Origin of the sequence: Streptomyces xinghaiensis S187 (assembly GCF_000220705.2) — a bacterium.
Classification (GTDB): Bacteria; Actinomycetota; Actinomycetes; order Streptomycetales; family Streptomycetaceae; genus Streptomyces; species Streptomyces xinghaiensis.
This window is the reverse complement of sequence record NZ_CP023202.1, coordinates 869,690-893,363: the sequence shown is the minus strand read 5'-3', so window position 1 is coordinate 893,363 and position 23,674 is coordinate 869,690. Positions and strand designations below refer to the sequence as shown.

At 68.1% G+C, this 23,674-nt stretch carries 24 protein-coding genes and 2 pseudogenes; 21 read left to right on the top strand and 5 right to left on the bottom strand.

Annotation, left to right across the window (positions count from 1 at the left end; genetic code table 11):
- Nucleotides 1-68 precede the first annotated feature (68 nt).
- The 12 genes and pseudogenes from SXIN_RS03810 to SXIN_RS30780 all read left to right on the top strand — a co-directional run.
- Nucleotides 69-1,145 carry a sugar ABC transporter substrate-binding protein gene (locus tag SXIN_RS03810; RefSeq protein WP_157916242.1) on the top strand — a complete coding sequence of 359 codons (1,077 nt, stop codon included), beginning with the start codon at nt 69-71 and terminating at the stop codon, nt 1,143-1,145.
- A 44-nt stretch (nt 1,146-1,189) separates the two neighbouring features.
- Complete coding sequence (locus tag SXIN_RS03805; protein WP_192883545.1) at nt 1,190-2,149, top strand: quinone oxidoreductase family protein; 960 nt, start codon at nt 1,190-1,192, stop codon at nt 2,147-2,149.
- Nucleotides 2,149-3,105: a thiamine pyrophosphate-dependent dehydrogenase E1 component subunit alpha gene (locus SXIN_RS03800; protein ID WP_019710650.1), complete on the top strand. Its 957-nt coding sequence runs from the start codon at nt 2,149-2,151 to the stop codon at nt 3,103-3,105. Before SXIN_RS03805 ends, SXIN_RS03800 begins: the two co-directional genes overlap by 1 nt.
- Entirely contained in the window at nt 3,098-4,096 is a 999-nt protein-coding gene (locus SXIN_RS03795; protein ID WP_019710649.1) for an alpha-ketoacid dehydrogenase subunit beta, read from the top strand. Before SXIN_RS03800 ends, SXIN_RS03795 begins: the two co-directional genes overlap by 8 nt.
- Before the next feature lie 662 nt (nt 4,097-4,758).
- Nucleotides 4,759-4,965 (top strand): hypothetical protein, encoded by a 207-nt coding sequence (locus SXIN_RS03790; RefSeq protein ID WP_157916241.1) that lies wholly within the window; start codon nt 4,759-4,761, stop codon nt 4,963-4,965.
- Between the two features lie 431 nt (nt 4,966-5,396).
- Entirely contained in the window at nt 5,397-6,476 is a 1,080-nt protein-coding gene (locus SXIN_RS03785; protein WP_019710647.1) for a substrate-binding domain-containing protein, read from the top strand.
- Complete coding sequence (locus SXIN_RS03780) at nt 6,473-7,987, top strand: sugar ABC transporter ATP-binding protein (protein WP_019710646.1); 1,515 nt, start codon at nt 6,473-6,475, stop codon at nt 7,985-7,987. The genes SXIN_RS03785 and SXIN_RS03780 overlap by 4 nt, the downstream gene beginning before the upstream one ends.
- A gap of 28 nt (nt 7,988-8,015) precedes the next feature.
- Nucleotides 8,016-9,047 (top strand): ABC transporter permease, encoded by a 1,032-nt coding sequence (locus SXIN_RS03775; RefSeq protein ID WP_019710645.1) that lies wholly within the window; start codon nt 8,016-8,018, stop codon nt 9,045-9,047.
- Nucleotides 9,044-9,535: a nuclear transport factor 2 family protein gene (locus tag SXIN_RS03770; RefSeq protein ID WP_095756579.1), complete on the top strand. Its 492-nt coding sequence runs from the start codon at nt 9,044-9,046 to the stop codon at nt 9,533-9,535. The genes SXIN_RS03775 and SXIN_RS03770 overlap by 4 nt, the downstream gene beginning before the upstream one ends.
- Nucleotides 9,519-10,988 carry an amidase family protein gene (locus tag SXIN_RS03765; RefSeq protein WP_095756578.1) on the top strand — a complete coding sequence of 490 codons (1,470 nt, stop codon included), beginning with the start codon at nt 9,519-9,521 and terminating at the stop codon, nt 10,986-10,988. Before SXIN_RS03770 ends, SXIN_RS03765 begins: the two co-directional genes overlap by 17 nt.
- A 13-nt stretch (nt 10,989-11,001) precedes the next feature.
- Entirely contained in the window at nt 11,002-11,814 is an 813-nt protein-coding gene (locus SXIN_RS03760) for an acetoacetate decarboxylase family protein (protein WP_050931020.1), read from the top strand.
- Nucleotides 11,815-12,080: 266 nt separating this feature from the next.
- A pseudogene (locus SXIN_RS30780) lies at nt 12,081-12,214 on the top strand (DDE-type integrase/transposase/recombinase); the annotation flags it as partial.
- 62 nt (nt 12,215-12,276) lie between these two features.
- Here the strand turns inward: SXIN_RS30780 and SXIN_RS03755 are convergent.
- Both SXIN_RS03755 and SXIN_RS31905 read right to left on the bottom strand, forming a co-directional pair.
- A complete protein-coding gene (locus SXIN_RS03755; RefSeq protein ID WP_019710641.1) occupies nt 12,277-14,718 on the bottom strand; it encodes a SpoIIE family protein phosphatase in 2,442 nt (813 codons plus the stop codon).
- Between the two features lie 199 nt (nt 14,719-14,917).
- A pseudogene (locus tag SXIN_RS31905) lies at nt 14,918-15,458 on the bottom strand (hypothetical protein); the annotation flags it as partial.
- Nucleotides 15,459-16,660: 1,202 nt separating this feature from the next.
- On the opposite strand from SXIN_RS31905, the gene SXIN_RS03740 reads away from it, so the two are divergent.
- The 4 genes from SXIN_RS03740 to SXIN_RS03725 all read left to right on the top strand — a co-directional run bounded on the left by SXIN_RS03740 (nt 16,661) and on the right by SXIN_RS03725 (nt 19,163).
- Nucleotides 16,661-17,311: a DUF6417 family protein gene (locus SXIN_RS03740; protein ID WP_095756575.1), complete on the top strand. Its 651-nt coding sequence runs from the start codon at nt 16,661-16,663 to the stop codon at nt 17,309-17,311.
- Nucleotides 17,312-17,380: 69 nt separating this feature from the next.
- A complete protein-coding gene (locus SXIN_RS03735) occupies nt 17,381-18,082 on the top strand; it encodes a hypothetical protein (RefSeq protein WP_238153665.1) in 702 nt (233 codons plus the stop codon).
- A gap of 29 nt (nt 18,083-18,111) precedes the next feature.
- A complete protein-coding gene (locus tag SXIN_RS03730) occupies nt 18,112-18,417 on the top strand; it encodes an RNase A-like domain-containing protein (protein WP_019710637.1) in 306 nt (101 codons plus the stop codon).
- 47 nt (nt 18,418-18,464) lie between these two features.
- On the top strand, nt 18,465-19,163 hold the full coding sequence (locus SXIN_RS03725; protein ID WP_019710636.1) for a contact-dependent growth inhibition system immunity protein: 699 nt from the start codon (nt 18,465-18,467) through the stop codon (nt 19,161-19,163).
- On the opposite strand, the gene SXIN_RS31895 is transcribed toward SXIN_RS03725, so the two are convergent.
- The 3 genes from SXIN_RS31895 to SXIN_RS03710 form a co-directional block, all read right to left on the bottom strand.
- Nucleotides 19,100-19,360, bottom strand: coding sequence for a hypothetical protein (locus tag SXIN_RS31895; protein ID WP_039822995.1), 261 nt, complete (start codon nt 19,358-19,360; stop codon nt 19,100-19,102). The two genes, SXIN_RS03725 and SXIN_RS31895, sit on opposite strands and share 64 nt — an antisense overlap.
- A 13-nt stretch (nt 19,361-19,373) precedes the next feature.
- Nucleotides 19,374-19,763 (bottom strand): hypothetical protein, encoded by a 390-nt coding sequence (locus SXIN_RS03715; protein WP_039822992.1) that lies wholly within the window; start codon nt 19,761-19,763, stop codon nt 19,374-19,376.
- Nucleotides 19,764-20,067: 304 nt separating this feature from the next.
- The gene (locus tag SXIN_RS03710; RefSeq protein WP_019710634.1) at nt 20,068-20,526 is read right to left on the bottom strand and encodes a MarR family winged helix-turn-helix transcriptional regulator; all 459 of its coding nucleotides are present in this window, start codon (nt 20,524-20,526) and stop codon (nt 20,068-20,070) included.
- Between the two features lie 63 nt (nt 20,527-20,589).
- Here SXIN_RS03710 and SXIN_RS03705 point away from each other — a divergent pair, with 63 nt between their 5' ends.
- The 5 genes from SXIN_RS03705 to SXIN_RS03685 all read left to right on the top strand — a co-directional run bounded on the left by SXIN_RS03705 (nt 20,590) and on the right by SXIN_RS03685 (nt 23,579).
- On the top strand, nt 20,590-20,958 hold the full coding sequence (locus tag SXIN_RS03705) for a VOC family protein (protein ID WP_019710633.1): 369 nt from the start codon (nt 20,590-20,592) through the stop codon (nt 20,956-20,958).
- Between the two features lie 278 nt (nt 20,959-21,236).
- A complete protein-coding gene (locus SXIN_RS03700; RefSeq protein ID WP_019710632.1) occupies nt 21,237-21,662 on the top strand; it encodes a DUF4259 domain-containing protein in 426 nt (141 codons plus the stop codon).
- Between the two features lie 50 nt (nt 21,663-21,712).
- Nucleotides 21,713-22,183 (top strand): hypothetical protein, encoded by a 471-nt coding sequence (locus tag SXIN_RS03695; RefSeq protein WP_019710631.1) that lies wholly within the window; start codon nt 21,713-21,715, stop codon nt 22,181-22,183.
- Between the two features lie 157 nt (nt 22,184-22,340).
- Nucleotides 22,341-22,907, top strand: coding sequence for a DUF4253 domain-containing protein (locus SXIN_RS03690; RefSeq protein ID WP_019710630.1), 567 nt, complete (start codon nt 22,341-22,343; stop codon nt 22,905-22,907).
- Between the two features lie 159 nt (nt 22,908-23,066).
- On the top strand, nt 23,067-23,579 hold the full coding sequence (locus SXIN_RS03685) for a hypothetical protein (RefSeq protein ID WP_019710629.1): 513 nt from the start codon (nt 23,067-23,069) through the stop codon (nt 23,577-23,579).
- Nucleotides 23,580-23,674 lie beyond the last annotated feature (95 nt).

The window sequence follows — 23,674 nt, the reverse complement described above, 5'->3', positions numbered from 1 at the left end:
GCACAATGCACAGCAGGCGCCAGTCGCGCAGTCGAAGACCCCAGCGGTGGGCTGCGATCCCCCTCCTCATGACCGTGGCAATCCTGTCCGGCTGCGGAACAGCGGAAGTGCGAGCCACAGGTGAGGGCGACGACGCGAAACTCTTGTCGGCTGCCGCCGAACGCGTGCGTGTCGCCACGGCTCCGGTTGAAGCCGAGTGGTCCAAGTCCGCGGTCGCCGCTGGGACTGACAAGCGCTCGGTCGTCCTCGTCCCGTGCAACCAGAGTCAACCTGGGTGTACCCAGCCCGCCATCGGCGCGCGGCAGGCGATCGAGGCGCTCGGCTGGAAGGCGCACATGATCGACGGGAAGGGAACAGGCGACAACCAGAACGCCGCGGTCATGCAGGCTCTCAGTCTGCGGCCCGACGCCATCATGACGTTCGCCATTGATCCCTCCACGATCCAGCAGTCCCTCAAGGCGGCGAGAGACCAGAACGTGCCCGTGATTTCTTCGGCGGGTGAGAAGTCGGATCTGGTCGCCTCTTCGGTGAATCCCCGCGCCGACGTCTACACCACGACCGGATCGCTCCTGGCGGACCTGGCAATCGTCGAGAACGACGCACAGGTGAAGGCCCTCGTTCTCCACGACACCGGCTTCAGTGTGTTGGGGCCGCGCTACGAGGGGTTCGTGAACCGGTTGGGCGAATGCGCGGGGTGTGAAGTGCTCGAAGAGCAGAACTTCACCGCGGCGGATCTCGCGGTGGGGCTGCCCCGCCTGGTGCAGCAACTGGTACAGCGTCACCCGGACTTCAACACGATCTACGTGGACTATGACGACGCGGTGCCCCCTCTCTTGCAGGCGCTGAAGTCGCTGGGCGTCAAGGATAAGACCGTTCTTGCCTCGAACGGCACGGTTCAAGCAACAGAATGCATTGCCCAGGAGTGCGGACAGACGGCGACGACGGCCTTCTCGCTGGAGGGCATCGGCTGGGCCGCCGTGGATCAGCTCACCCATATGTGGGCGGGCGAGGACCCCGCGCGGGCGGTGTATCCGCTGGGGGTGAAGCTGATCACTTCGGAGAACGCCGACCAGATCGACGGGATGTGGGATGGCGACTCCGACTACCGGAAGAGCTATCTCAAGCGGTGGGGAGTCGAATCGTGATGATGCGGGCCGCAGTGCATTCCGGAGGGCCGGGCGTTGCGAATGTGTCGCTCTCCGAGGTCGAAACACCGGTACCAGGGCCGGGGGAGGTCCTTCTGCGACTCGCCTATGCGGGTCTCAATCGCCACGACATCTTCGTCCTGAACGCCAGAGACGAGAAGTCGGCGCCCCTGGTCGTGGGATCGGATGGAGTGGGTGCCGTCGTCGACGCCGGGCCCGGAGTCGACACATCCGGTCTCAGTGGCGAGTGGATCATCAACCCCTGTCTCGGCTGGGACAGTCCCGATGAGGTTCCTCCGGTCCCCGAAATCCTCGGCGATCCCCGCTGGGGGACGCTCGCCGAGTACGTCGTCGTCCCCGTGTCGAACCTGGCACGCCCGCCGGCACATCTGAGTCAGGTCGAGGCAGGTGTTCTCTCTCTCGCGAGCATGACTGTGTACCGGGCCCTCTTTTCGGTGGGCCGGCTCCGGGAAGGGGAGCACGTTCTGATTCCCGGTATCGGCGGTGGTGTAGCCGCTCTGGCGATGGACTTCGCGAAGGCGGTGGGGGCGAAAGTCACCGTGACGTCGCGCCGACGAGCCGTCCTTGACGACGCGGTCGCCCGCGGGGCGGACCATGCAGTGGTCACCGGTGCTCAGTGGTCTTCGGAGGTCGAACCCGTCGACGTCGTCGTGGACACGGTCGGGACGGCGGTCTTCGACGAGGCTCTACGGGTCCTGCGGCCGGGCGGTCGCTTCGTCAGTATCGGGGCGACCACCGGCGCGGAGACAGCACTGGATCTGCGAGACCTTTTCTTCCGCCAGATCTCCGTAGCGGGAACCTCCATGGCCAGTGCGAAGGAGTACACGGCGATGCTCGAGTTCGTGACCGAGCACGGGATCCGGCCGGTTGTGGGGGCAGAGTACCCGCTCACTGGGGCTGTCGAAGCCCTTCACGCGCTCGAAGCCAGCACACACGTAGCAAAGATCGCCGTAGCGCTTGGCGACAGGAAGGGGGGCGTCTGATGAGCGACACCCAGAGCCTCACCGCTTATCTGACGGAGATGAGGCGGATTCGCGCGCTCGAGGAGAAGGTCGCGGAGTTGCGCGCCGGCAATGACATCGTCGGTTCGGTCCATCTGTGCAATGGACAGGAGGCGATCTATGTCGGCTCCGTGGCGACGCTCGACCTGACACGGGACGCTGTGTTCCCGACATACCGGGGGCACGGCTGGGCCGTTGCCTGTGGGGTTCCGATGCGGGCAATCCTGGCTGAGCTCCTCGGGCGTGAGACGGGTATCAGCGGCGGCCGGGGCGGGTCTGCGTACTTCACCGCTCCCGCATACGGGTTCTACGGAGAGAACTCGATAGTCGGGGCGGGCGCTCCGATCGCGGCCGGCGCCGCCCTGGCCGGAACATACGACGGGTCAGGGCGGGTGGCGGTGGCGGCGTTCGGTGACGGCGCCATGAACCAGGGTGCCGTGCACGAGGCGATGAACTTCGCCTCCATCCGGAGACTGCCGGTGATCTTCGTCGTCGAGAACAACTCCTACTCCGAACTCACCCCCATCGCCGACATGGTGCGAGTGGACCAGTTGTTCCGCCGCGCGAACGCCTACGGCATGACCGGCGCCCAAGTCGACGGGAACGACCCTGTTGCTGTCGCTTCCGCGATGCACCAGGCGGTTGCCCGCGCACGCCGCGGACTCGGGCCTGTCCTTCTGGAGATGATGACGCAGAGGCTCGTCGGTCACTACATCGGCGATGTCCAGCACTACCGGCCCGAAGGCGAACTGGACCAGATCGCGAAGTCCGAGCCGATCGTCCGGATCGAAGCACGTCTGCGCGGTGACGGAGTGCCACAGAGCGCGCTGGATCAGATCCGGCAGACCGTTGCCGACGAGGTTGAGCGTGCCGCTGCGGAGGCGCTCGCAGATCGGCTTGAGCCCACCACGAGCGTCTTGGAGCACTTGTATGTCTGAGATCAAGAAGCTGTCGTACGCGGAGTCGGTGAACGCGGCTCTCGCGCGCGCACTCTCAGAGCGGCCCGAAGTCCTCGTGTTCGGGGAGGACGTCGGAAAACCGGGCGGAGTCTTCGGCGTGACCAAGGGCCTGCACCGGCAGTTCGGCGATCGGGTGTTCGATACTCCGATCTCCGAAGCGGCCATACTGGGCGGCGCCGTCGGTGCCGCGATGTTCGGGGCCAGACCCGTCGTCGAGATCATGTGGGCCGATTTCTCGCTCGTCGCTCTCGACCAGCTCGTGAACCAGGCCACGAACGTCCGTTACCTTTCGCGAGGCGCCTTGAGCGCACCCATGACGGTGCGGACGCAGCAGGGGAACGCCCCAGGTGCGTGTGCTCAGCACTCACAGTCGCTCGAGGCGATCTTCGCGCACGTCCCCGGCCTCCAGGTGTGCATGCCGGCCACTCACCAGGACGCGTACGACCTTCTCCTCACCAGCATCTGGAGTGACGACCCGACGATTGTGATCGAGAACCGAACGCTCTATCACGCGGGCAAGGCCGAGGTGGTGCTGGGTGGCCCGGTCGAACCGGTCGATGGCGCCCGCATCCGTCGCCAGGGCGCTGACGTCACAGTCGTGACGTGGGGCGCGATGCAGTTCAAAGCGCTCGAGGCGGCCCGCGTGCTCGAACGCGAGGGAATCGACGCCGAGGTGATGGACATGCGGTGGATTCGTCCGCTCGACCACGACACCATGCTCTCAAGCGTGGAGAGGACGGGGCGAGTGGTCATCGCGCACGAGGCTCACACGGTGGGTGGTGTCGGCGCCGAGATCGCCGCGCGGATCGCCGAGCACGGGATCACCCTGCGCGCCCCGATCTCCAGGGTCGGCACGCCCGATGTCCGCATCCCGGCAGCCCCGCACCTCGCTGCCGCGGTCATCCCCAGCGCTGAGTCCATTGCCGATGCGGTTCGCCGTGTTGTGCACGGCACGCTCAGCCTCGCTTGAAGGTTCCTCTGATGAAGGAATGCCCGATCCAAGATCTGTACGCCGGGCAGCAGATCAACCGTCTGCAGGCGTGCCGCCCGGCGCTGTGCGATGGCGGATTGCCTCCCGCTGAGATCACTCAGGTGTCCACGAGGACGGGGACAGGGGAGAGCAGCCCAGCGGTCGGGTACTCCGAAGGACAGGCAGCGATCGCGCAGCACGTCAGGATCGCGGGCCCCTGGTTGAAGACCGCGCGTCTATGCGTGGATCGTGGCGTTCTCTGTCGGCCTGCGTCGACAGGAGCAGCCGTGAAGGAACGGTGGGCCGGCTCGCCGGCACATGGACGAACGAGGCCGTTCGGGGAGCACGTGGATGGCGCCTTCCACGCCTTAGCGTCCACGGCGCCCCACCCGGCGGATTGGACGGCTGACCGTTTCGCCCGCACGCCTGGTCGCGGTGCCGGCTGACCCCCCTGTGTGTCAGACACGAAGGAGCCACGACATGGATGGCAAGCCCTGGAGCGGGGTACTCATCGCGGCGCTCGCAGGTCCCGCTTTATGGTGCTCCCCGCGTGTGCCGCAGACCCGGAACCAGCCGGCCCGGTAGCGCCTCTACGGCGACTCCGTGATCACGGCCGTTTGAGGCCGGCCCTCCAGGCGCTCTCGCGCAAGCACGCTCAGGGCGTGGTCACCATGGCGCCTCAGGTGCTGGAGACCGGCCTCGCCGCTCCCTGGGAAGTGTCAGAGCGAGTCCGGCCTGACAACGGATCCCTCTTTGCGGACTCGGCCGCGGCAACCGGCGGGCAGGTCGGAGCGCTCGTGGTGCGCGACACGGATTTCGAGGTTCTCGAAGCGCACCACGAGGCGTTCACATCCCGGCTCGCCGAATGAGCGCGATGCAGGGCCCCGGAAGAGCAGGGTTCATGTCCGCCGACCGTGCCACGGCGATGTCCCGTCCGGTTCAGCCGACGGACCGCCGGAATCCGTCTTCAACATCGTTTCCACATCGACGTCGACTAAGCGGTCGCGACCGTCACACAGGCCTCAGGTCGACCGGCAGACGGACCGCACCGTTCTCGGATCTCAGGATCCAGGCGGCCCCCGGGAGCGGATCCGGAACGGAGAACAGGCGGTGACACGGCTCCGAGGAACCTCTGGACGTTGAGGACAGGCGTCCTGCGGAGAATCAGCCACCTGCCGAAATCACCACGAGAAGGCCTGAAAGACGTAGCTCCAGCGACGGAGCGCAAGATCTCACTGAGGAAGCAGGAATGAGAACTCGGAATCGAATTCTCGGTGCTGCGGGAGCTGCGCTGAGTTTTATGATCATCCTGGCGGGTTGCCAGTCCTCCCAAGGGGACGCGGCAGGAGGCGGCACCGCGGCCCCGGCGGCTGCCGAGGCGGCGCGTGAACGCCTGAAGGCCGCCAAGGCACCGATCGCGGCCAAGGTGCCTGATAGCGGCCCGATGGCGCAGCCGGACAAATCCGTCGTGCTCGTACCCTGCTCGGTCGCGTCCGAGGGCTGCGCTCAGCCGGCCTATGCGGCGCGGCAAGCAGCGGAGGCAATCGGCTGGAAAGTGAAGCTGATCGACGGCAAGGACACGGCTGACAGCCAGAACGCGGCAGTGCGTCAAGCGCTCACGCTCCATCCGGATGCGATCATCACCTTCGCGATCAATCCGAGCACGATCCGGGGTTCGCTCGAGCAGGCTCGGGAGGACGGCGTCACCGTCATCGCGTCGTCGGCCGTTCAGTCCGATCTGCCGGATTTCTCTGGCATCCCGAGTCGCACGGTCTGGGAGGAGACCGGTTCGCTGCTGGCGGACTATGCAATCGCGGAGACCGACGGCGATGTCAAAGCGCTCGTGCTCCACGATACGGGCTTCGAGGTACTCGGGGCGAGATTCGACGCCTTCACGGGACGCCTTGAAGAGTGCGAGACCTGCGAAATTCTCGAGAGCCAGAGCTTCACCTTCGCGGACCTTGCCACAGCGGTGCCGCGCATGGTTCAGCAGATGGCGCAGCGGCACCCCGACTTCAACACGGTCTACATCGACTACGACTACGCCGTTCCTGCGGTTCTTCAGGGCCTTCGCGCCATCGGTGCCGAGGACAAGATCGTGCTCGGATCCGAAGGGACCTCGACGAGCATCGCATCGATCCGTCATCAGGACGGACAGACCGCGACGACCGCGGTAGCTCTCGACTGGATTGGATGGTCGAACGTCGACGCGCTCAACCGCATCTTCGCCGGCGAGTCCCCCGAGCCCGCTGCCGACGCCCTTGCTGTCAAGCTCATCGATCACGCAGTCGCGACCGAGCAGGGCATCGAAGGGCTCTGGGACGGCGATGTCGACTTCAAGTCGGCGTACCTGAAGCTCTGGGGTGTTGATCGGACATGACCGAGTCCTCTATCGAAGTCCGGAACGCTGTCAAGATCTTCGGTGCTCAGCGTGCGTTGAACGACGTCAGCATCTCGTTCACCCACGGTGAGATCCATGCGCTGGCGGGCCTCAACGGATCCGGGAAGTCGACGTTCGTCAAGGTCCTCGCGGGTGTGCACTCCCTGGACGCGGGCGCTGTGCTGGTGAACGGCGCCGGCGCGGGAGAATTGACGCCGTCGAAGGCGAGTGAGCTGGGGCTGCAGTTCCTGCATCAAGACCCGGTCTCCTTCGCACATCTCACCGTGACGGACAACATCGCCGTCGGCGCGGGGTATACCCGGAGTTCACACGGCAGGGTGGACGTCAAGCGAGAGAGAGCCTGGGCCGCAGAGGTTCTTGCCCGGCTTGGTGTCGACGACATCAGTCCGCGCGCGCAGATGGGCGGTCTGTCTCAGGCGCAACGAACGATGGTGGCGATCGCCCGCGCGGTGCAGTACCAGTGGAGTGACCGGGGCGTCCGCCTGCTCGTCCTCGACGAGCCGACCGCGTCCCTTCCCAAGCACGAGGTCGCACTCGTCTCCGACATGGTGCGCCGTGTCGCCGCCGAAGGCGTGACGGTCCTGTTCATCACGCATGACCTCGACATGATTCTCGATCTCGCGGATCGCGTGAGCGTGCTCCGCGACGGGAAGCTGATCACCACAACGGACAGTTCGCGCTTGGACAAACCACAACTTGCCTCGCTCATGGTGGGGGAAGAGGGTGTCGCAGAGCAGTCCACGGCAGCGCGGCGGAGACCACCGTCGTCGAGTACCGCTCTCCGCGCCAGAGAGGTGTCCGGGGGGCGGGTCGACCGAGTGTCGCTCGATGTCGGTACCGGCGAGATCCTTGGCATCGCGGGTCTGCTCGGCTCGGGCCGGAGCACCCTTCTGAGCCTCCTCTACGGCGCTCAGACCCGAGACGGCACCGTTGAGCTGAACGGCAGGCCGTTGAAGCCGGGCAACCCGCGCGCCGCGCGCCGCGCCGGGGTCGGATTCATTCCTGAAGACCGGCGGAGGCACGGCTCGTTCCCGCAGATGTCGATGGCGGACAACGTCACTGTCGCGTCGGTCAGGCAGTACGCGAGCCCCTACTGGATTCCCCAGCGGGGAGAGCGCGAGTCGGCTCTCAGGACGATGGAAGAGTTCGATGTCCGACCCTGTGACCCCGACAAGCCGTTCCGGCTGTTCAGCGGTGGCAACCAGCAGAAGTCGATCATCGGGCGATGGGCGCGGATCTCACCCGCGCTCCTGCTCTTGGACGAGCCGACCCAAGGCGTTGATGTCCATGCCCGCGTGCAGATCCACACCGCGATCAAGCATCTGGCGGAAGAGGGGCTGAGCGTGATCGTCGTCTCGTCGGATTTCGGTGAACTGCTCGAACTGAGCGACCGGATCCTCGTGATGCGCAGAGGCCGGGTGCGGCGGGAAGTCGACCCGGCCGCAATCAAAGAAGACCAGCTGCTCCACCTCGCCGCAACGGACGAGTGAAGCGAAACTCAGAAGGACTCCCAAGGCCATGACTGTCACAGACAACAAGACCTCGACGGCTACACCGTCGGCCGGCAGGGGCACGGCGCCGGCACCGCACCGCGGCGTGCTCGCACGATTCGCGGATCCTCGCTGGTACGGCTTCTACGTGTTGGTCGTCATCGTCACACTGTTCAGCATTCTCCTGCCGCGGACGTATCCGACGATCGCGAACGGCACCGCCATCATGAGCAACGAGGCGGTGGGCCTGATGCTCGCCGTCGGTATGCTCATCCCGCTCGTCGCGGGCTACTTCGACCTCTCGGTCGCGAGCGTTCTCACCCTCTCGATGATCGTGTCGGTCGGAGCGTTCCAGTTCTTCGAAGCGCCGACCTGGCTTGCGTGCCTGGCCGGCGTGCTCACCGGCACCGCTGTGGGGGCGCTCAACGGATTCAGCGTGGCATGGCTGCGGATCAACTCGATGGTCGCGACCCTCGCCACGGGAAGCATTGCCCTGGGGATCGCGCTGTGGTGGACGGACGGTTCCATCTTCGCCTCCAACGTCCCCGCCTCCTTCCGCGCGCTCGGTGACCGCGTCTTCGGCCTCCCGCTCCCGGTCATCTTGGCCGCACTGCTCTGCGTCGTGATCTGGTGGGTGCTGGAGAAGACGCCGACAGGCCGGTACCTGTACGCCATGGGCGACAGCCAGGACGCCGCTCGGCTCGCCGGCTTGCCGACGCAGCGGCTCACGGTGGGTTCGTTCATCGCGTCGGGCACCGTCGCGGGATTCGCAGGGGTGGTCGAGGCGGCGATCCTGGGGTCTGGCAACCCGCAAGTCGGAGCTGGTTTTCTCCTGCCCGCGTTCGCGGCCGTCTTCCTCGGGGCCGCCATTTACACGATCGGTCGCTACAACGTCATCGGAACCGTAGCCGCTGTCCTCGTTCTCGCGGCGCTGGTTGCGGGCCTGCAGCAGTTCGGGCTGCCGTTCTACATCGAATCGCTCCTGAAAGGCACAGTCCTGCTCGCCGCCGTCGCGTTCACCTCAGGCCGTTTCAGCGCACTGGTTGAAGCACGCCGATGAACAGCTCAGTGAACCTGGAACGTCGCCTTGCACGGCTCGAGGCGCGCGATGAGATACACGAGCTGAAAGCGGCGTACGCGGACCTCTGCGACACCGGCTACGAAGGCGCGGCGATCGCCAACCTGTTCACCGAGGACGGTGTGTGGGAGAGCAACACCTATCCGGCGGTGCGGGGGCGGGGGGAGATCGCCAAGTTCATGACCAGTATCGGGGACAATGTGTTTCCGTGGGCAGTTCACCTGCTCAGCAACGAGCGGGTCCAGCTTGACGCGATGCTGGCCACCGCAGAAGGGCGATGGGATCTCCTCCAGTTGGCCTCCCGAGGGCCGGATTCCGTCGTCGCTGTCGGCAAGTACGTAGACGTGCTTCGGGTCGAGAACGGCCGGTGGCGGTTCTCAGCGGTCCGCGTCCAGTTCTCCTACGTCGGGACCCTGAAGGCGGGCTGGGCCTTCGGGAGCGAAGGGTTCGTGCATGATGAGCCGAGATAGCCGGGAGCCATCGCTGCCCTGTGCCGAGCGGCACAGCAGAGACGGCGACGGCGCGTTTGTCGAAGAGCTCTGCGAGGCGGCGGCAGCGCTGCCTCCGGCTCCCCTGCTTCCCCGGACGGTCACGCGTGTTCGCGCGGAGGCTGCTCCACAGAAAGATCCGTACAACGCCGTCGTTCGCTGGGTGGACGTGAGTGCCGATGCCGATTCGGGTGCGCTCGCGGGCATCGGGGTGTCCTTGAAGGACTCCGTAGCCATCGGCGGTATCCCGCTGACGGCAGGCTCTGCCGCGCTTCAGGGGTTCATTCCCTCGGGGGACGCCACCGTCACACGCAGACTTCTCGAGGCCGGCGCGAGCATCCGGGCGGTCACCAATATGGACGACCTCGCGTTTTCAGGCGCCGGCGACACCAGCTACTACGGACCTGTGAGGAATCCCCACGATCCTGCGGTCCTGGCCGGAGGGTCGTCAGGAGGTGCGGCGGCTTCCCTCTTTCTCGACGGGATCGATGTCGCGATCGGCACCGACCAGGGCGGATCCGTGCGATTGCCTGCGGCCTGGACCGGGGTCTATGGACTGAAGCCCACTTTCGGGCGGATCCCCTACACGGGTGTCGTAGGCATGGAAGCCCGGCTGGACCACATCGGGATCCTCGCCCGGTCCCCCGAGCTGATGGGGCGTGTCCTGTCGGTTCTCGACGGTCCCGATGGGCTCGACGGGCGTCAGGCCCCATGGGGCCGTCCGCTTCCGGCCGCATCCGGACCCGTGACGGTACGTGTGGTGACCGCTTCGTTGCTGCACGCCGAAGACCGAACGCGGGCGCTGTTGGAGCGGGCGCTCCGGACATGGTCGGACGGCGGCGTCATCGTCGAGCCGACCAGCTTCGACCCGGCCGATCACGGGCCCGTGCCCGCAGCTCTGTTCATCGAGGGCGCGTTGGCCACGCTGCGCGGGACGTCTGCTCCATGGACCGGCCCCGCCTTCTACTGGGAGGAACTTCAGCAGCATTTGAGCCGGGGAGTAGCCGATCACATCCACCACCTGTCGCCCTCGTTCAGATTCGCGCTCGCCGCAGCGGAGGAACTTCAGCGCAGAGAGCCCGGCCGTGCGTATGGCCGCGGCTTGGCCGCGCGTACGAGGTTGATCGCGGCCGTTGACGCGGCGCTGGAGGGGGCGGATTTCCTCGTGCTCCCGACGGCACCATGTGAAGCGCTCCCGGTTGGTGAGGGTCTGAGCGATGTCGAGCGCACGACCCGCGGCTGGGGGGTGCTCGGCAACACCGGTCCCTTCAATGTCACCGGCCACCCGGCTTTGTCGGTGCCGGTCGCTGTTTCCACAGGATTGCCGGTCGGGGCGATGCTCGTCGGCCGGCACAACGCCGATGAGGAACTGCTCCGGTTCGCACAGCGGCTCGCCGGTGCCGACCAGCAGGCCGGCTGTCACGTCGAACGCTGAGGGGAGATATGAGATGACCGAACCGGTCCCTGCGTCCCTGCCGTCGGCTCCACGCGCCACTGCCATGCCTGCTTACGCACCGCTTTTCGTCGCAGGCACGGAGCGGGTGAGAGTGCGGTGGCTGACCATCACCTACCCCACCGATGCCCGGGTGCTCAGAGCACTCCTACCCGAGCCAATCGAGCCCGGTAACGAACTGGAGGCTGCGGTCTGGGTCGCGGAGTTCATGGGGGCGGAGTTCACGGGACCAGGCGGGGTCATCGAGAACCGCCCCGCCTACACGCAGGGCGGAGTCTCGGTTCGGTGCATTCACTCCGGTGTTGATTCCGCTTACGCGGTCGTCACCTTCGTCGAAGGGCTGAACCACGGCATCCTCGGTCGCGAACTGTTCGGGCTGCCGAAGAAACAGGCGCGTGAGGTGCGCCTTGTTGAGGATGACCGAACGCTGGAAGCGGGGTTCACGACTGGGCGCGGCGTGCAGCTTCTCACTTCCACGGTGACCCTCGCCCCCGCTGCTGTCGCCTCGCGCCCCGCTCCGGGCTGGTTCGACAACCACCTGACGTTGAAGCTGATCCCGAGCGCCGAGGGCGAGGGCTTCGACATCAGCCGCCTCGTCCAGATCCCGTGGTCGTTCAACGACTCGCAGTACGTGCGTCGCGGGGCAGCCCGCGTCGAGTGGGCGGTTGACCGCGCCGACCCCCTGTACATCCTCGTGCAGAACGGCGAGACAACTGCCACCTACGGCGAGAGCACCCTCGCCATCGGGTACGGGCGATACCGCGAACACGTCGCCGACTTCCGTACTTTCGGACTGCCGACTTGGTGACCGTCACTGGCACCATGCGGGTTGTATGCGCGAACTCCTCGCATGACGCCCGGAGATGGCGGCCCCGTCCTGGCTCGTTACCGCCCTCGCCCAGCTCATGGGTGAAGGCCGCGGAGGCGACCTCGACTCCTGGAAGAGCGGGCCCGCCACGGCGGGGGCAGCACGGCGAGCACGAGCACGGAGAAGAACACGGTTGATTCCCCGCCGACGGGCCGAGGAGCATCAGGCCGAGAACGAGGCCTTGCCCCGGGAGCTGGCGGTGGTGCGCGCCGAACACCAAGTATGTCGGGGACATCACGTACTTGCCTGCGGGGATGGTGAGTTCCGGTATCGGGCGACGGTGATCGACTGCTTCTCGCGCCGCCTGGTGGGCCGGTCGATCGCCGACCACACGCGCACAGTACAGCGCACGCATTCGCAAGCCTCGCGGTGATCTACTCGTACCCACTCGGCAGACAGGAGCTACGCGCGTTGGGGAACTGGGCTCGTTGCGAGGACTGGAATGCCCTGCTCGGCCCAGATGATCTTTCCAGTGGTGGTGTATCGGGTGCCCCAGCGCCGGGCGAACTGCGCAATGAGGAACAGCCCGCGGCCGCCCTCGTCGGTGGTGCGGGCGTGCCGCAGGCGGGGTGAGGTGCTGCTGCCGTCGGAGACCTCGCAGATCAGCACATTCTGCCTGATCAGCCGCAGGTGGACGGGCTCGCTGCCGTGGCGGATGGCGTTGGTGACCAATTCGCTGACGATCAGTTCCGTGGTCAACTGCAGCTCTTCCAGGTCCCAGTCGGTGAGTTGGCGGGAGGCGAGGTCGCGGGCTTCGGCGACGATGGCCGGGTCCGAGGTCAGTGGCCAGGTGGCGACCTGGTCCGCGTCCAGGCCGTGGGTGCGGGCCAGGAGCAGGGCGGCGTCGTCGGACGGTGGACCAGTTGGCAGGGAGCCGACCACGTTCTCGCAGACGGCCTCCAGGTGCGCGGCGGGGCGGGAGAGGGCTTCGGTGAGCCTGGTCAGCCCGACGTCAACGTCCGCATGGACCCCGAGGAGGCCGTCGGTGTAGAGGGCGAGCAGAGCGCCGTCGGGCAGCTCCAGCTCAGCGGCCTCGAAGGGCAAAAACCCCAGGCCCAGCGGAGGTCCGGCTGGCAGGTCGGGGAAGGTGACCGTGCCGTCGGTCCCGACGAGCGCGGGCGGGGGGTGACCGGCGCGTGCCAGCGTGCACCGTCGGGTGACCGGATCGTAGGCCGCGTACAGGCAGGTGGTCCCCAGTGCCGAGGCGGCGATGTCCGGCGGTCTGTCCGCGGTTGCCTCGTGGCCTTCCTCCTGCTCCACCAGGCTGATGACGAGATCGTCCAGGTGGGCCAGCAGCTCATCCGGGGGCAGATCCAGATCGGCCAGCGTGCGCACGGCCGTGCGCAGGCGGCCCATGGTGACGGCGGCGTGCATCCCGTGCCCGACCACGTCTCCGACGACCAGAGCGACCCGGGCGCCGGAGAGAGGGATCACGTCGAACCAGTCACCGCCCACCGCGTGCGGGGCGTGGGCCGGCAGGTAGCGCGAGGCCACCTCCAGAACGGTCCCACCGGCCAGGCTGTGCGGAAGCAGACTGTGCTGCAGCACCAGGGCCGCCCGGTGCTCCCGGGTGAAGCGGCGGGCGTTGTCCAGGGACACTCCGGCCTGGGCCAGGAGTTCCTCGGCCAGGCTCGCGTCGCCCCGGTCGAACGCATCCGGGCACTCGGACCGCGCGAAGGTCGCCACGCCCAGGCAGACCCCCCGCGCGCGCACCGGCGCGACCAGAAACGAGTGGATCCCGGATGCGCGGATCTCGGCCGCCCGCGCCGGGTCCTCGGCGAGCCAGGCGCTGGCGGAGGGGTCCGCGAGTGATTCCACCACGGCCAAGCCGTCGCCCAGGCAGCGTTCCTTGGGCGCGGTAGGCAGGAGGCGGAGCAGCTCGCCGACCTCCCCGGTCGTCTCGGGCCCCCTCCTGTGGACCGACTGCTGCCCGGCGCGGCGCAGGGCGTCACTGCTGCCGGCCGGCCCGGGAGGAGGTTCCTCACCGCGCAGGACGGGCTCCAGCAGATCGATGGCGACAACATCGGCGAAGCGCGGCACCGCGACATCGGCGAGTTCCTGCGCGGTCCGTTCGACGTCGAGTGTGCTGCCGACGCGCTCGCTGGCCTCGGCCAGCAGAGCCAGGCGTTCCCGGGCCCGCCATTGCTCGGTGACGTCCAGGGCCATGAACCACACGCCCAGCACCCGGCCGGCCGAGTCCTGGAGCGGGAGGATGTTTTCCCACCACGCGCGCCGCCGGGTCGGGTCCGTCGGATTGGGCATGAGGCTTTCGCGGTTGAGCAACGCAACCCCGGTCTCCAGCACCCGCCGATACTGCGCCTCGGTTCTTTTGGATTCCTCGCTCGGTATCATCTCCGTCAGTCGCCGGCCCAGCCGTCGTTCGCGAGGCCACTCACCACCGTACGTCAGCATGTCGTTGACCCAGACGTGGCGCAGGTCCGTATCCAGTACCGCCACGGCGATCGGCGAGTGCGCGAGTAGCGCCTCGAGCATCTTCTGGTCCAGCCCCGGGCCCGGCGTCTGCCGCTCATTCCAGGCCAGCACTGCCCACCGGCCGCTCCCGGCCGGATCCACCAAGGGAAAGACCCGCACCCTCAGCGTCAGAGTCCGTCCGTCGCGGTGCCGCACGGGAACGACGCCGTCCCAGCCGTCCTGCGCGCGGCACTGCTCTGCTACGGAGGCGGCGGCCGCCCGTTCCTCGGGCCGGTCCAACAACGCCGCGGCGGGCCGGTTCAAGATTTCGTCATCCCGGTAGCCGACCAGGCCTTCCGCTGCGACGGTCCAGCTGGTGACCACTCCCTGTCCGTCCAGGACCGCGAGGGCCATCTGTGCCACGTTGAACATTCGCCCAGACCCGCCGGGCATGGGCTCCTTCGGGACCGTCATCGCCGCCTTGCCTCCATCATCTCGGGGGTCTCCGGGGCATCCGGCTGCGGCTCCTGAACACACCCGCCGGTTCTTCCTCCGCCTCCATCATGTGCCAAGTCCCTGGTCAGCGCCCAGTTCAGAGCTGCCGCGAATCGTATGTCGTTGTGTGCCGGTGTCAGCCGGTATGCGTCTGGCCCGGGTCCGAGATAGGCTTTGGTCGTGTGTTGCCGCCGCGGAGTGGGCGTTGCGGCGGAAGAGGTCGGCGAGTCCACAGTCGCGTCGATCTTTTGTCCCGGTGGAAGTTCTCTGCGATGCCTTGGTGGGGCCGGTGGGTCCAGCAGTTCGCGTCGGCACGTCTGCACCCACCGTTCCATGAGCGCGTTCATCCGCGGCATCCGGACCCCGCTGAGTACGACCTCGATCCCCGCCTCCTTCAGGATCTCCCACACCGTGGAGGCGGCCACCTGCACGCCCACAACCAGCAGCTCGCCGTGGACCCGCCGGTAGCCCCAGCCGGGATTCTCCCGCGCCAGACGCAGCACGAGAACGCGGATCGAGCGCACCATACGCGGCCGACCCGCACGCTTGGCCGGGAACGGGCTGCGTGGCGGCGCGAGACCAGGTCACGGTGCCAGCGACAGCACAGTGTCCGGGCGCACCAGCAGCCGTGCCCGGCGCAGTACACCGCGCGGGAGTCGGTTCAGCAGCGCGGCCAGCTCTCAGGGGTAGCCCTACGGCGCTCTACGGCTGTTCAGGGCTTTGCTGCGGGGCCATGGCGCCGTGCTGGGGGTCAAGGGGTCGCAGGTTCAAATCCTGTCGTCCCGACCAGCGTTTTCGCAGGTCATAGGCCGTTTCCGTGAGTAGTGGGAACGGCCTTTGCCATTCCCGGGGTGGGAGCGACGGGGAGCCCTCTGGGAGCCCTCGCGCTCCCACCTCGCAGAGGTGTCAACCACGCCCGTTTCGTCCGTCACCCGATCCGGTAGACGTAGCCGGCCGTACCGCGCCGCTGCACGCCGCCGTCAACCCCTCACCCCCGCGGTCAACCACCCGTGCCGGGCCGATCCGGCCGGCGACCGGCCAAAGAACCCCTTGTCCGTTCACCGGCCTCTTCCCGACTGGGAGCACCGGCGCCGCTCCCCATACAACAGGGACCACCGTGCTCCTCGCCGACGCCCCGGTCCCGGGATCTGCGCAGGCCAGGAGGGAGACGGGGCGCTGGACTCGCGCTGGTGACCCGGGTCGGGGGCGGCCAATGCCTCATGGCGTTCGGCCGCAGACGGGGCCACGCGGAGGCCGGCAGGGTCGAGACCGGCGTGGACGGTGCCCATGCCGCCCGAGCCGAGACGGCCGGTGATCCGGTAGGGGCCGACCCGCTTCGGGTCACCGGCGCGGGCAGGCTGTACCCGCCCGTCTGAGCGAGCGATGCTCACAGGGTATTCGTTCCTCTTCTGCGGTGGAGCGCCATGAGGCTGACACACCACCATGAATGGAGTCCCCCAGCCACCGGAACGGGATGGTATCGGCAGACTGCCTCGAAGTGGGGCAGTTTGAACCGCTCCGGGATCGGTGGAGGCTCCGGATTGTCCCGGAGCGGTTCAACGACCGGACCTGCCGCGGCCGATCGTGGCGACGGCAGCGACGCAGGCAGCGAACTGCTGATCCAGCTCAGGAACCCCGGATAGACACGGAACGGGAGCCGCGTCGTATCCACCGGCCCGTTCGACTCATGGCCACACCAAGGCTGACGGGACCGCCCACAACTGCCACCGAACACAGCCGAACCCGGCCGCGGACAGTCGGGAACTGTACGCGTGGTGTACGGGCGAAAGCCCTGCCGGGACGGTAGCCGATACGGCAGGATCCCGGCACTGCCCGGCGGCACGGGTCGCCGGACCCAGTGTGGGAAGGGGCACGGTAGATGCTCGGCAAGATCAGCGATAAGCAGTGGGAGGTCTTGGAGCGCCTCGCGGAGGCGGAGTGGGCCGCCGAGACGGTACGTCAGTGCTGGGTCCCGGTGGACGGCGTGGTGGACGGCCATGCGGTACGGGCCCTGGAGTGGGCCGGGCTGGCCACCACCGCGCCGGCCGAAGAAGCCCTCACCCCGGGCGCCCCTCGCCCGGCCGGCGCGCGGGCCGCTCGCATCGGCCCCGACGGCCTGGACGCCCTGGCCTGGCGACACGCCCGCACCCACACCGCCCCGCCCTCCCCGGCCTGGGCGGCCAAGGCAGCCGACCCCGCCTGGCGGGAGATCGCCCTCCAGCCCGCCGAGATGCTGCTGCTGCGCCGCTACGCCCATCTCGTCCCCGACCTGACCGGCGCCCCGGCACCGGCCGAGACCCTGTGGGAGGCGCTGACGGAGGCCCACTTCGACCGCGACGCCAACCGCTGGCGCCTCCAGCTCGACGACACCGGCCTCGCCGGCCTGGCCCACGCGGTCCACCTGGAGGCGCTCGTCGGCGGCGTCACCCACCGCAACCGCCTGTGCCGCGCCTACGACCTCGGCCACCCCTATCCCATCCCCGCCGCGTCCTTCACCGCGGCCGCGACGGTAGTGGCGAGCCTGGAGTGACCCGGAGTAGTTCACGCCAGTTGTTGAGCCGTCCGTCGAGGGGGCCTCTCGTAGGTTTGTTCGTGGTTCGTGTCTGTTGGCAACGAGGACGGTGACAGCGTGGTCTCGCACACCACACGTCTCTTCATCGACGGTCCGGTGAGGAGGGTGCTGGATATCGCCGCCGCGGTGCGGGACTCCGGGGAGACGCTGTCCCTCGACGAGGAGCTGCGGCGTTTCGTCCGGATCACGCGGGTGACCGGCGTGACGGACTGGGTGTGTCCGATCGCCACGGTGGCCGCGCTGTTCGACCACGTCGCCGGTCTCCGCGCCGACGGCATGGAAGCGCTGCCGCAGGAGTTCCGCCGGCAGCTGGAACGAGCCGGCGGGGGAACGGAGCCCGGCACGTACCTGCACTCCCTGGCGGGGAAGCTTCGGGCCCTGGAACAGGACCCGCAGGACGACTACGACGAGCTTCCCCTGGCCCGCTGGGAAGTCGAGGTCGGATTCCCCCGGCTTTCCGGCTTCGGGGCCAACTGGGTGTACGACGGGGAAGACGCGACTCTTCATGACTCCATTCAGGCCGCGATCGATTCCGAGCACCCCTACTGCGGCGAGTTCCTGGCCCCTCTCGCGGCCGAGGCCCAGTCCGCTCTCGTGCTCTTCCCGGGAAAGCGAGCGATGGAGGACAGCCTGTCCGCTGTCATCGGCTGGGTGTCCCCGGAGGCACTGCGCCAGCTGCTCCAGGCTGTTGACGACCACATGCGGCGAGAGCACACCGTCCTGTCATGACACCACACCCTTCAGAGGTCTCTCCCGCCATGCCGTCCCGGAACCGGTCCGCCACCTACCCGGACCGTGAAACCGCCCGATGGGCCACGCAGCAGGTCGTCACCGTCAACGAGCAGCTCATCCACCGCTGGCTCGCCCAGGGCACGCGTCCGCGGCTGACCATCGAGGCGTCCTGGCCCGCGCGGCCCGAGCCGGTCGGCCGGGTGTTGTTGCAGGCGATGATGCTGGCCGGGCGGGAGCCCATCGACGTACATGCGGCGCGTGTCGTGCTCAAGCGGGACACTTCGGCCCCGCACGGCTTCGTCGTCCACGCCACGTTTCCCGTCCACCTTTAGCCACAGCCCTCAGCCCTCAGCCCTTCATCCGCAAAGGCCCAACCCCCGTGCCCCTGAGCCCTCTCGAACACGACCGCCGCTACGGCGAGCTGGACGAGCTGATCCGTGCCTACGCCGGGCAGCCGGCGGACGACACCCCGGACACACCCGGCCAAGCCCTGACGGCTTACCTCCGGCACACCTGGCACACCCGTCCCCGGGCACTGGCGGTCGCCGAGCGCCAGGCGCGCGAGTACGCCGAGAACCCGCCCGGACGGCTCCGGCTGCGACTGGGCGAGTTCTACGCCATCCCCGACGTGGGCCTGCCGGAGGGAGAGGTCCAGGAGTGGCTGCACACGCTCGCCGACCACATCAGGCACAGCATCGAGGAGGGCGAGGTGCCGCCGCCCGCCGCGCCCGCCACCAACCGGGAGTGGCACGCCCGGTTCCCGGAGCTCGGCCAGTTCCTCGGCGGGTGGTTCTCGCAGGACATGCCGGACGAGTTCGAGGACCACGAGGCGGCCATCGCGGACTATCAAGCCTCCACCGATCCGCAACTCGTCGCCCGCCTCGTCGGCGAGCTGCACGAGCTGCTCGCCCTGGACCTCGACGAGTCGGACCATGCCTTGGCCGTGGCGGAGCTGGGCATGGAGGTCGATCCCCCCGCACCGTACTCACCGAGCGGATGGCTCGCCCACCTCGCTCACCGGCTCGCCCAGCCGGGCGCGGAGTACGGGCCGCCGCCGCGGGCGGATCGGCAGGAGTAGCGGACTTCGCCGTCATCGAGCCGGCCGTCGAAGGAGGAGAACAGCAGCGTCCCGGCCTCGGGCAGACCGATGTCGAGCGCGGCTGTCGGCAAGGACGCGCAGTGGAACGAGGCGATGAAGGAGAGCGAACCGCGCCCATCCCACCGGCCGCTGGCTCCGGGGCAGTTGGCGGGGCGGGGGGTCACCGAGATGCCCAAGCCGTCAGGCCACTCAGCTCGTCTTGTTGAGCTCCTGTGTGACCGGCCCGTCCGGATCGGACCGGAAGTGCAGAGTGTCCTGATCGTCTACATAGAGCTGGATCCCGCCGATCTTGCCGAGCCCGCCGTCCTCGACCCCCAAGTACACGAAATCGCTCGACGTTCCCGGATCCTCATAGTCCCAGCTGCCACTGAAGTCGACCGGATCCGCACCCTCGCCCGTCGTCACACCGGTGGCCGAGAACGTGCCGTCCGCCGAGAGCTCGATCTGCCCGCCGTCGGCGTTGCGGTACACACCGGGCAGCTTCTCCGGGTCGACCGCCCCCGAGCACGCCGAGACGACCACCGCGGAAGCGGCAAGCATGGCGAAGAGCCACCGTTCACTTGTTCTCTTGCCTGTCACGACCTCAGCGTAACGCTGGGATCGATCACATGAGTCCTGGGTGGCATCGGCCCCTCGTCAGGCGTGGATTCGGGCTTCGTGGCGGGCCCCGGAGCCCGTGCCGATGCTGACGTCGGCGCCGGAGCGGCCATGGCGCGGGCCATGAGATGACGGGTTTGCGTGTCGGGCGGCATCCTCGTCCATCAGACCTTCTTGCGAGGGGACCACCGGCTTCAGCCGGTGGGGGAGCGCATCCTTGGGCCGGAGTCGCGCAGCGGGCCGGTGGCCGTACCGCGCCGTGTCGAAACGTGCGCCGTGGAACGAGCTACGCGCCGTCGTTGTCGGCGCGCAGGGAATGGATCATCCGCCGCAGGATCCGCAACGCGTCCGACTGCTCGGCCTCGGTCAGGCCGGCCAGCATTCTGGCCTCGACGGACCGGACGGCTGCGCTCGCCTTCTCGAGGCTTCGCCGGCCGCGAGGCGTGAGCCGCGTGGGAAGCGCCTTCCCGACGGGTGCTTCCGCGGGCCTGGTCACGTAGCCGTCTCGTTCCAGGGCCTGGAGCAGCACGTTCATCGTCTGCCGTGTCACGAACGCGCCGCGCGCGAGCTCGGAGTTGGACAAGCCCGGTCGTTGTGCCAGCAGTTCCAGGCAGGAGTAGTGCGTCACGCTCATCCCGAGCGGTCGCAGCACTTCCTCCATGGCCGTACGGAGGGCGCTCGACGCTTCTTTGAGCAGGTAGCCCAGTGACGTCTCCAGGTCGACGCCGACACCTTCTTGCTTCATGTCAGTATTCTGACATAGGTTGATGCGTGTCAGGAAGCTGACATGAAGAGAAGGAGTGTCATCATGCCCGTCACCGGCCCCGACTTCATCTCGCTCCAAGTGCGCGACCGCGACGCTTCGCAGGCGTTCTACGAGCAGTACCTCGGCCTCGTCCGCTCGCCGGCCGGACCTCCGCACGCCGTCGTCTTCGAGGCGAAGCCGATCGCCTTCGCACTCCGCGACGTCATTCCCGGCACCGACCTCGCATCCGTCGCTCAGCCCGGCATCGGTGCCGCGATCTGGCTCCACGCCACCGACGTCCAGGCCATCCACGACGCGCTCGTCGCCGACGGTCACACCATCGTCTCCGCACCGATCGACGGCCCCTTCGGCCGGACCTTCACCTTCGCCGACCCCGACGGCTACCAGATCACGCTCCACGACCGCGCTTGATCGGCCCAACACCACCGGACGACCACCAGCGGTCACACTCTGGGCTCGTGCCCGAGGCCGTCAACGGCCGACTCGACACCTTCGCGGCACCGTTCTCGGCTTCCGTAACCTGGCCAACCACATCGCGCGCAGCCTGCTCGACACCGGCGGCTTCATACCCCTGACTGCGCCCTCCACCGTGATGAGCCGCGAGACCGCTCCCGTCACCGCCCGGGCAGGGCTCTTTGTCAGTGGCTGCTGCCAAGATTCGCAGAACGGCCACGAAACGGGAGAATCTCATGGGCACTTGGGATGTCGGGCCTTTCGGCAACGACACCGCGGCGGACTTCAGCGGCACCCTCGACGAGGCCGCCGCAGAGAAACGCGCGGGCATCGTCCACGACACCCTCACCCGCGTGATCGACACCGCGGGCTATCTCGAAGCACCCGAGTCCGAGGAAGCCGTCGCGGCGGCCGCCCTCATCGCCGCGCAGTGCCCCGAAGGCGAGCCCACCGACCCCGTCTACGGACCGAAAGAGCCCCTCCCCGACCTCATGGATCTCCGCGACCTCGCGCTCCAAGCCCTCGACCGCGTCATGACCGCACCGTCGGAGCTGATGGAACTCTGGGACGAGTCGGACGGCGGCCCCTGGCGCACGAGCATCCGGAACCTGCGGAACGTGCTCATGCCCCAGCCTCCCGCACAACAGCTCACGCTGCTCTGAACGACCGAACCCCCGCCACCAGTCCACGCGTCACCCCGGGAAGGCCCACCATGAGCTGGGACGTGCTGCTCCTGCGTCTGCCCGACGAAGCCGCCTCGCTGCGGCAGATCCCCGACGACTACGCCTCGGCCCCGCTCGGCAGCCGGGACGACGTCCTCGCGGCCATCACCCGGGCCGTCCCCGAATCCGACCTCTCCGACCCCACCTGGGGGCAACTCCTCGGCCCCACCTGGTCCATGGAGCTCAACATCGGCTCGGAAGACCCGGTGGACTCGATCATGCTCCACATCAGAGGCTCCGGCGACGACGTGCTCGACCCCGTCTTCCACCTCGCGGACGTTCTGCGCTGCAAGGTCCTCGACTGCGCGGAGGGCGAGCTGATCACTCCGCGGCAGACGGCCGGCTGGCACGCCTTCCAGCAGTACCGCGACCGCGCGGTGTGGGCATCCCAGCAGCACCGGCAGCCGCCCTTGCCCGCCGAACCCGGAAGGAACCTCGGGACTCCACTCCCTCCCGGCTGATCACCTCTGACGAGGGCGACGGAGACGTACAACCGCTGTGGCTCAGCGACCGTCCGGCCACAGCCGGACTATGGGCGCGGATACACGCCGAGCACACGCGTTCCGGCCTCTGGCCGCTCCTGCTCGACGCACTCGATCCGGGGGACGACGCAAGCAGATGTCCTCCCCGACGGACCACGAACCGGCCGGCCTCCTCGCGGAATGGTGGGCGGCGCACACCGCCGTCGACGAAGACGACGACGCGCCCTCCGTCGAGCAGCGCCTCGCCGAAACAGCCCCCCACGGACAGCGCTGGCCCGGCACCGCCCCCAGCCGGCAGGCAGCGGCGGACGCCGACGACCTGGCCGCCGAGTACGCGCAGGCTTTTCTCGCGGACCGCCCGCAGTCACGGCTGGGGCTGGCCGCCGCGGCTTCAGGCGCCGACGCCCTCACGGCGGCAGGCTGGTCGGGACCCGCCAACTACGACAACGACACGGCGAAGTTCTCCGCCGTCATCCGCGACTGGGAGCACCGATTCGGCGCCCGTGTCGTCGCGGCCGGATTCTCCACCCTGCACCTCAGCGTCGCCGCCCCACCGGTGACGGAGGAGGACGCTCTGCTCATCGCGGCCGAACACTTCGCCTTCTGCCCCGACACCATCTGGCAGGGCAGCCGGCCATACACACTGGCCGCGTACGCCGAGCGGATGACCGGTGTCCACAACTGGGACTTCTGGTGGGACTGACGCGTCATGCACCCCGGGGATGATCACTACCCCCGGTGAAGTGCTCCGCTGCTCGACCACCCGGATCACCGCCCTGGTCCAAGCCGTCCTCACCCTGCATCCGGCCGGCTCAGACCGATGATGGAAAAGGCTCAGTGCCTCATGCCACTCTGCACTCCCATGGGCATGCGACAGACCTTCTTGTGGTTCGTCTTCTACTTCTGGCTCCTTGCGACGCTGGGCACGCTCGTCGCGTTCTACATCCCCTGGGTGAGCGGCACACGCGTACCAGGTCGCCGACTCGGTAGCGTGCCTCTGCTGAAGCAGCTCGGGCGGCGCAACGCGGAAGGCCGCCTCGGTGCCGTCGAAGAGCAACTGGCCGGACGGCTGGGGCGCTCCCCGGAGCTCGAGGTCCTGACGAGCAAGCCGCCCGTCGATCAGGTGCAAGCGCATGCCACCTGGGTGCCACTGAGCCGGATCGTCTTCCCCGTTCCCGGCATGCTCGCCTGTGTCGCGCTCGCCCTGGCCATCACATCCTCGGCCTGGCGCATCTCGTCGCCGCTGTGGGCCATCGGCGTCTACGTCGCCTTCTTCCATGTTTCCGCCCCCGCGCCCACGACCTCGACCACCCCCACCCCATCCCCCGCCGCGTCCGCCGCCGGCGCCTCAGCGGGCGCGGTGAGCCTGGAGTGACCGGAGCAGTTCCCGCCGACTGTTGAGCCGTCCGCCGAGGGGGGCCTCTCGTAGCTTTGCTCGCGGTTCGTGTCTGCACCTCCCCTCCCACTGTG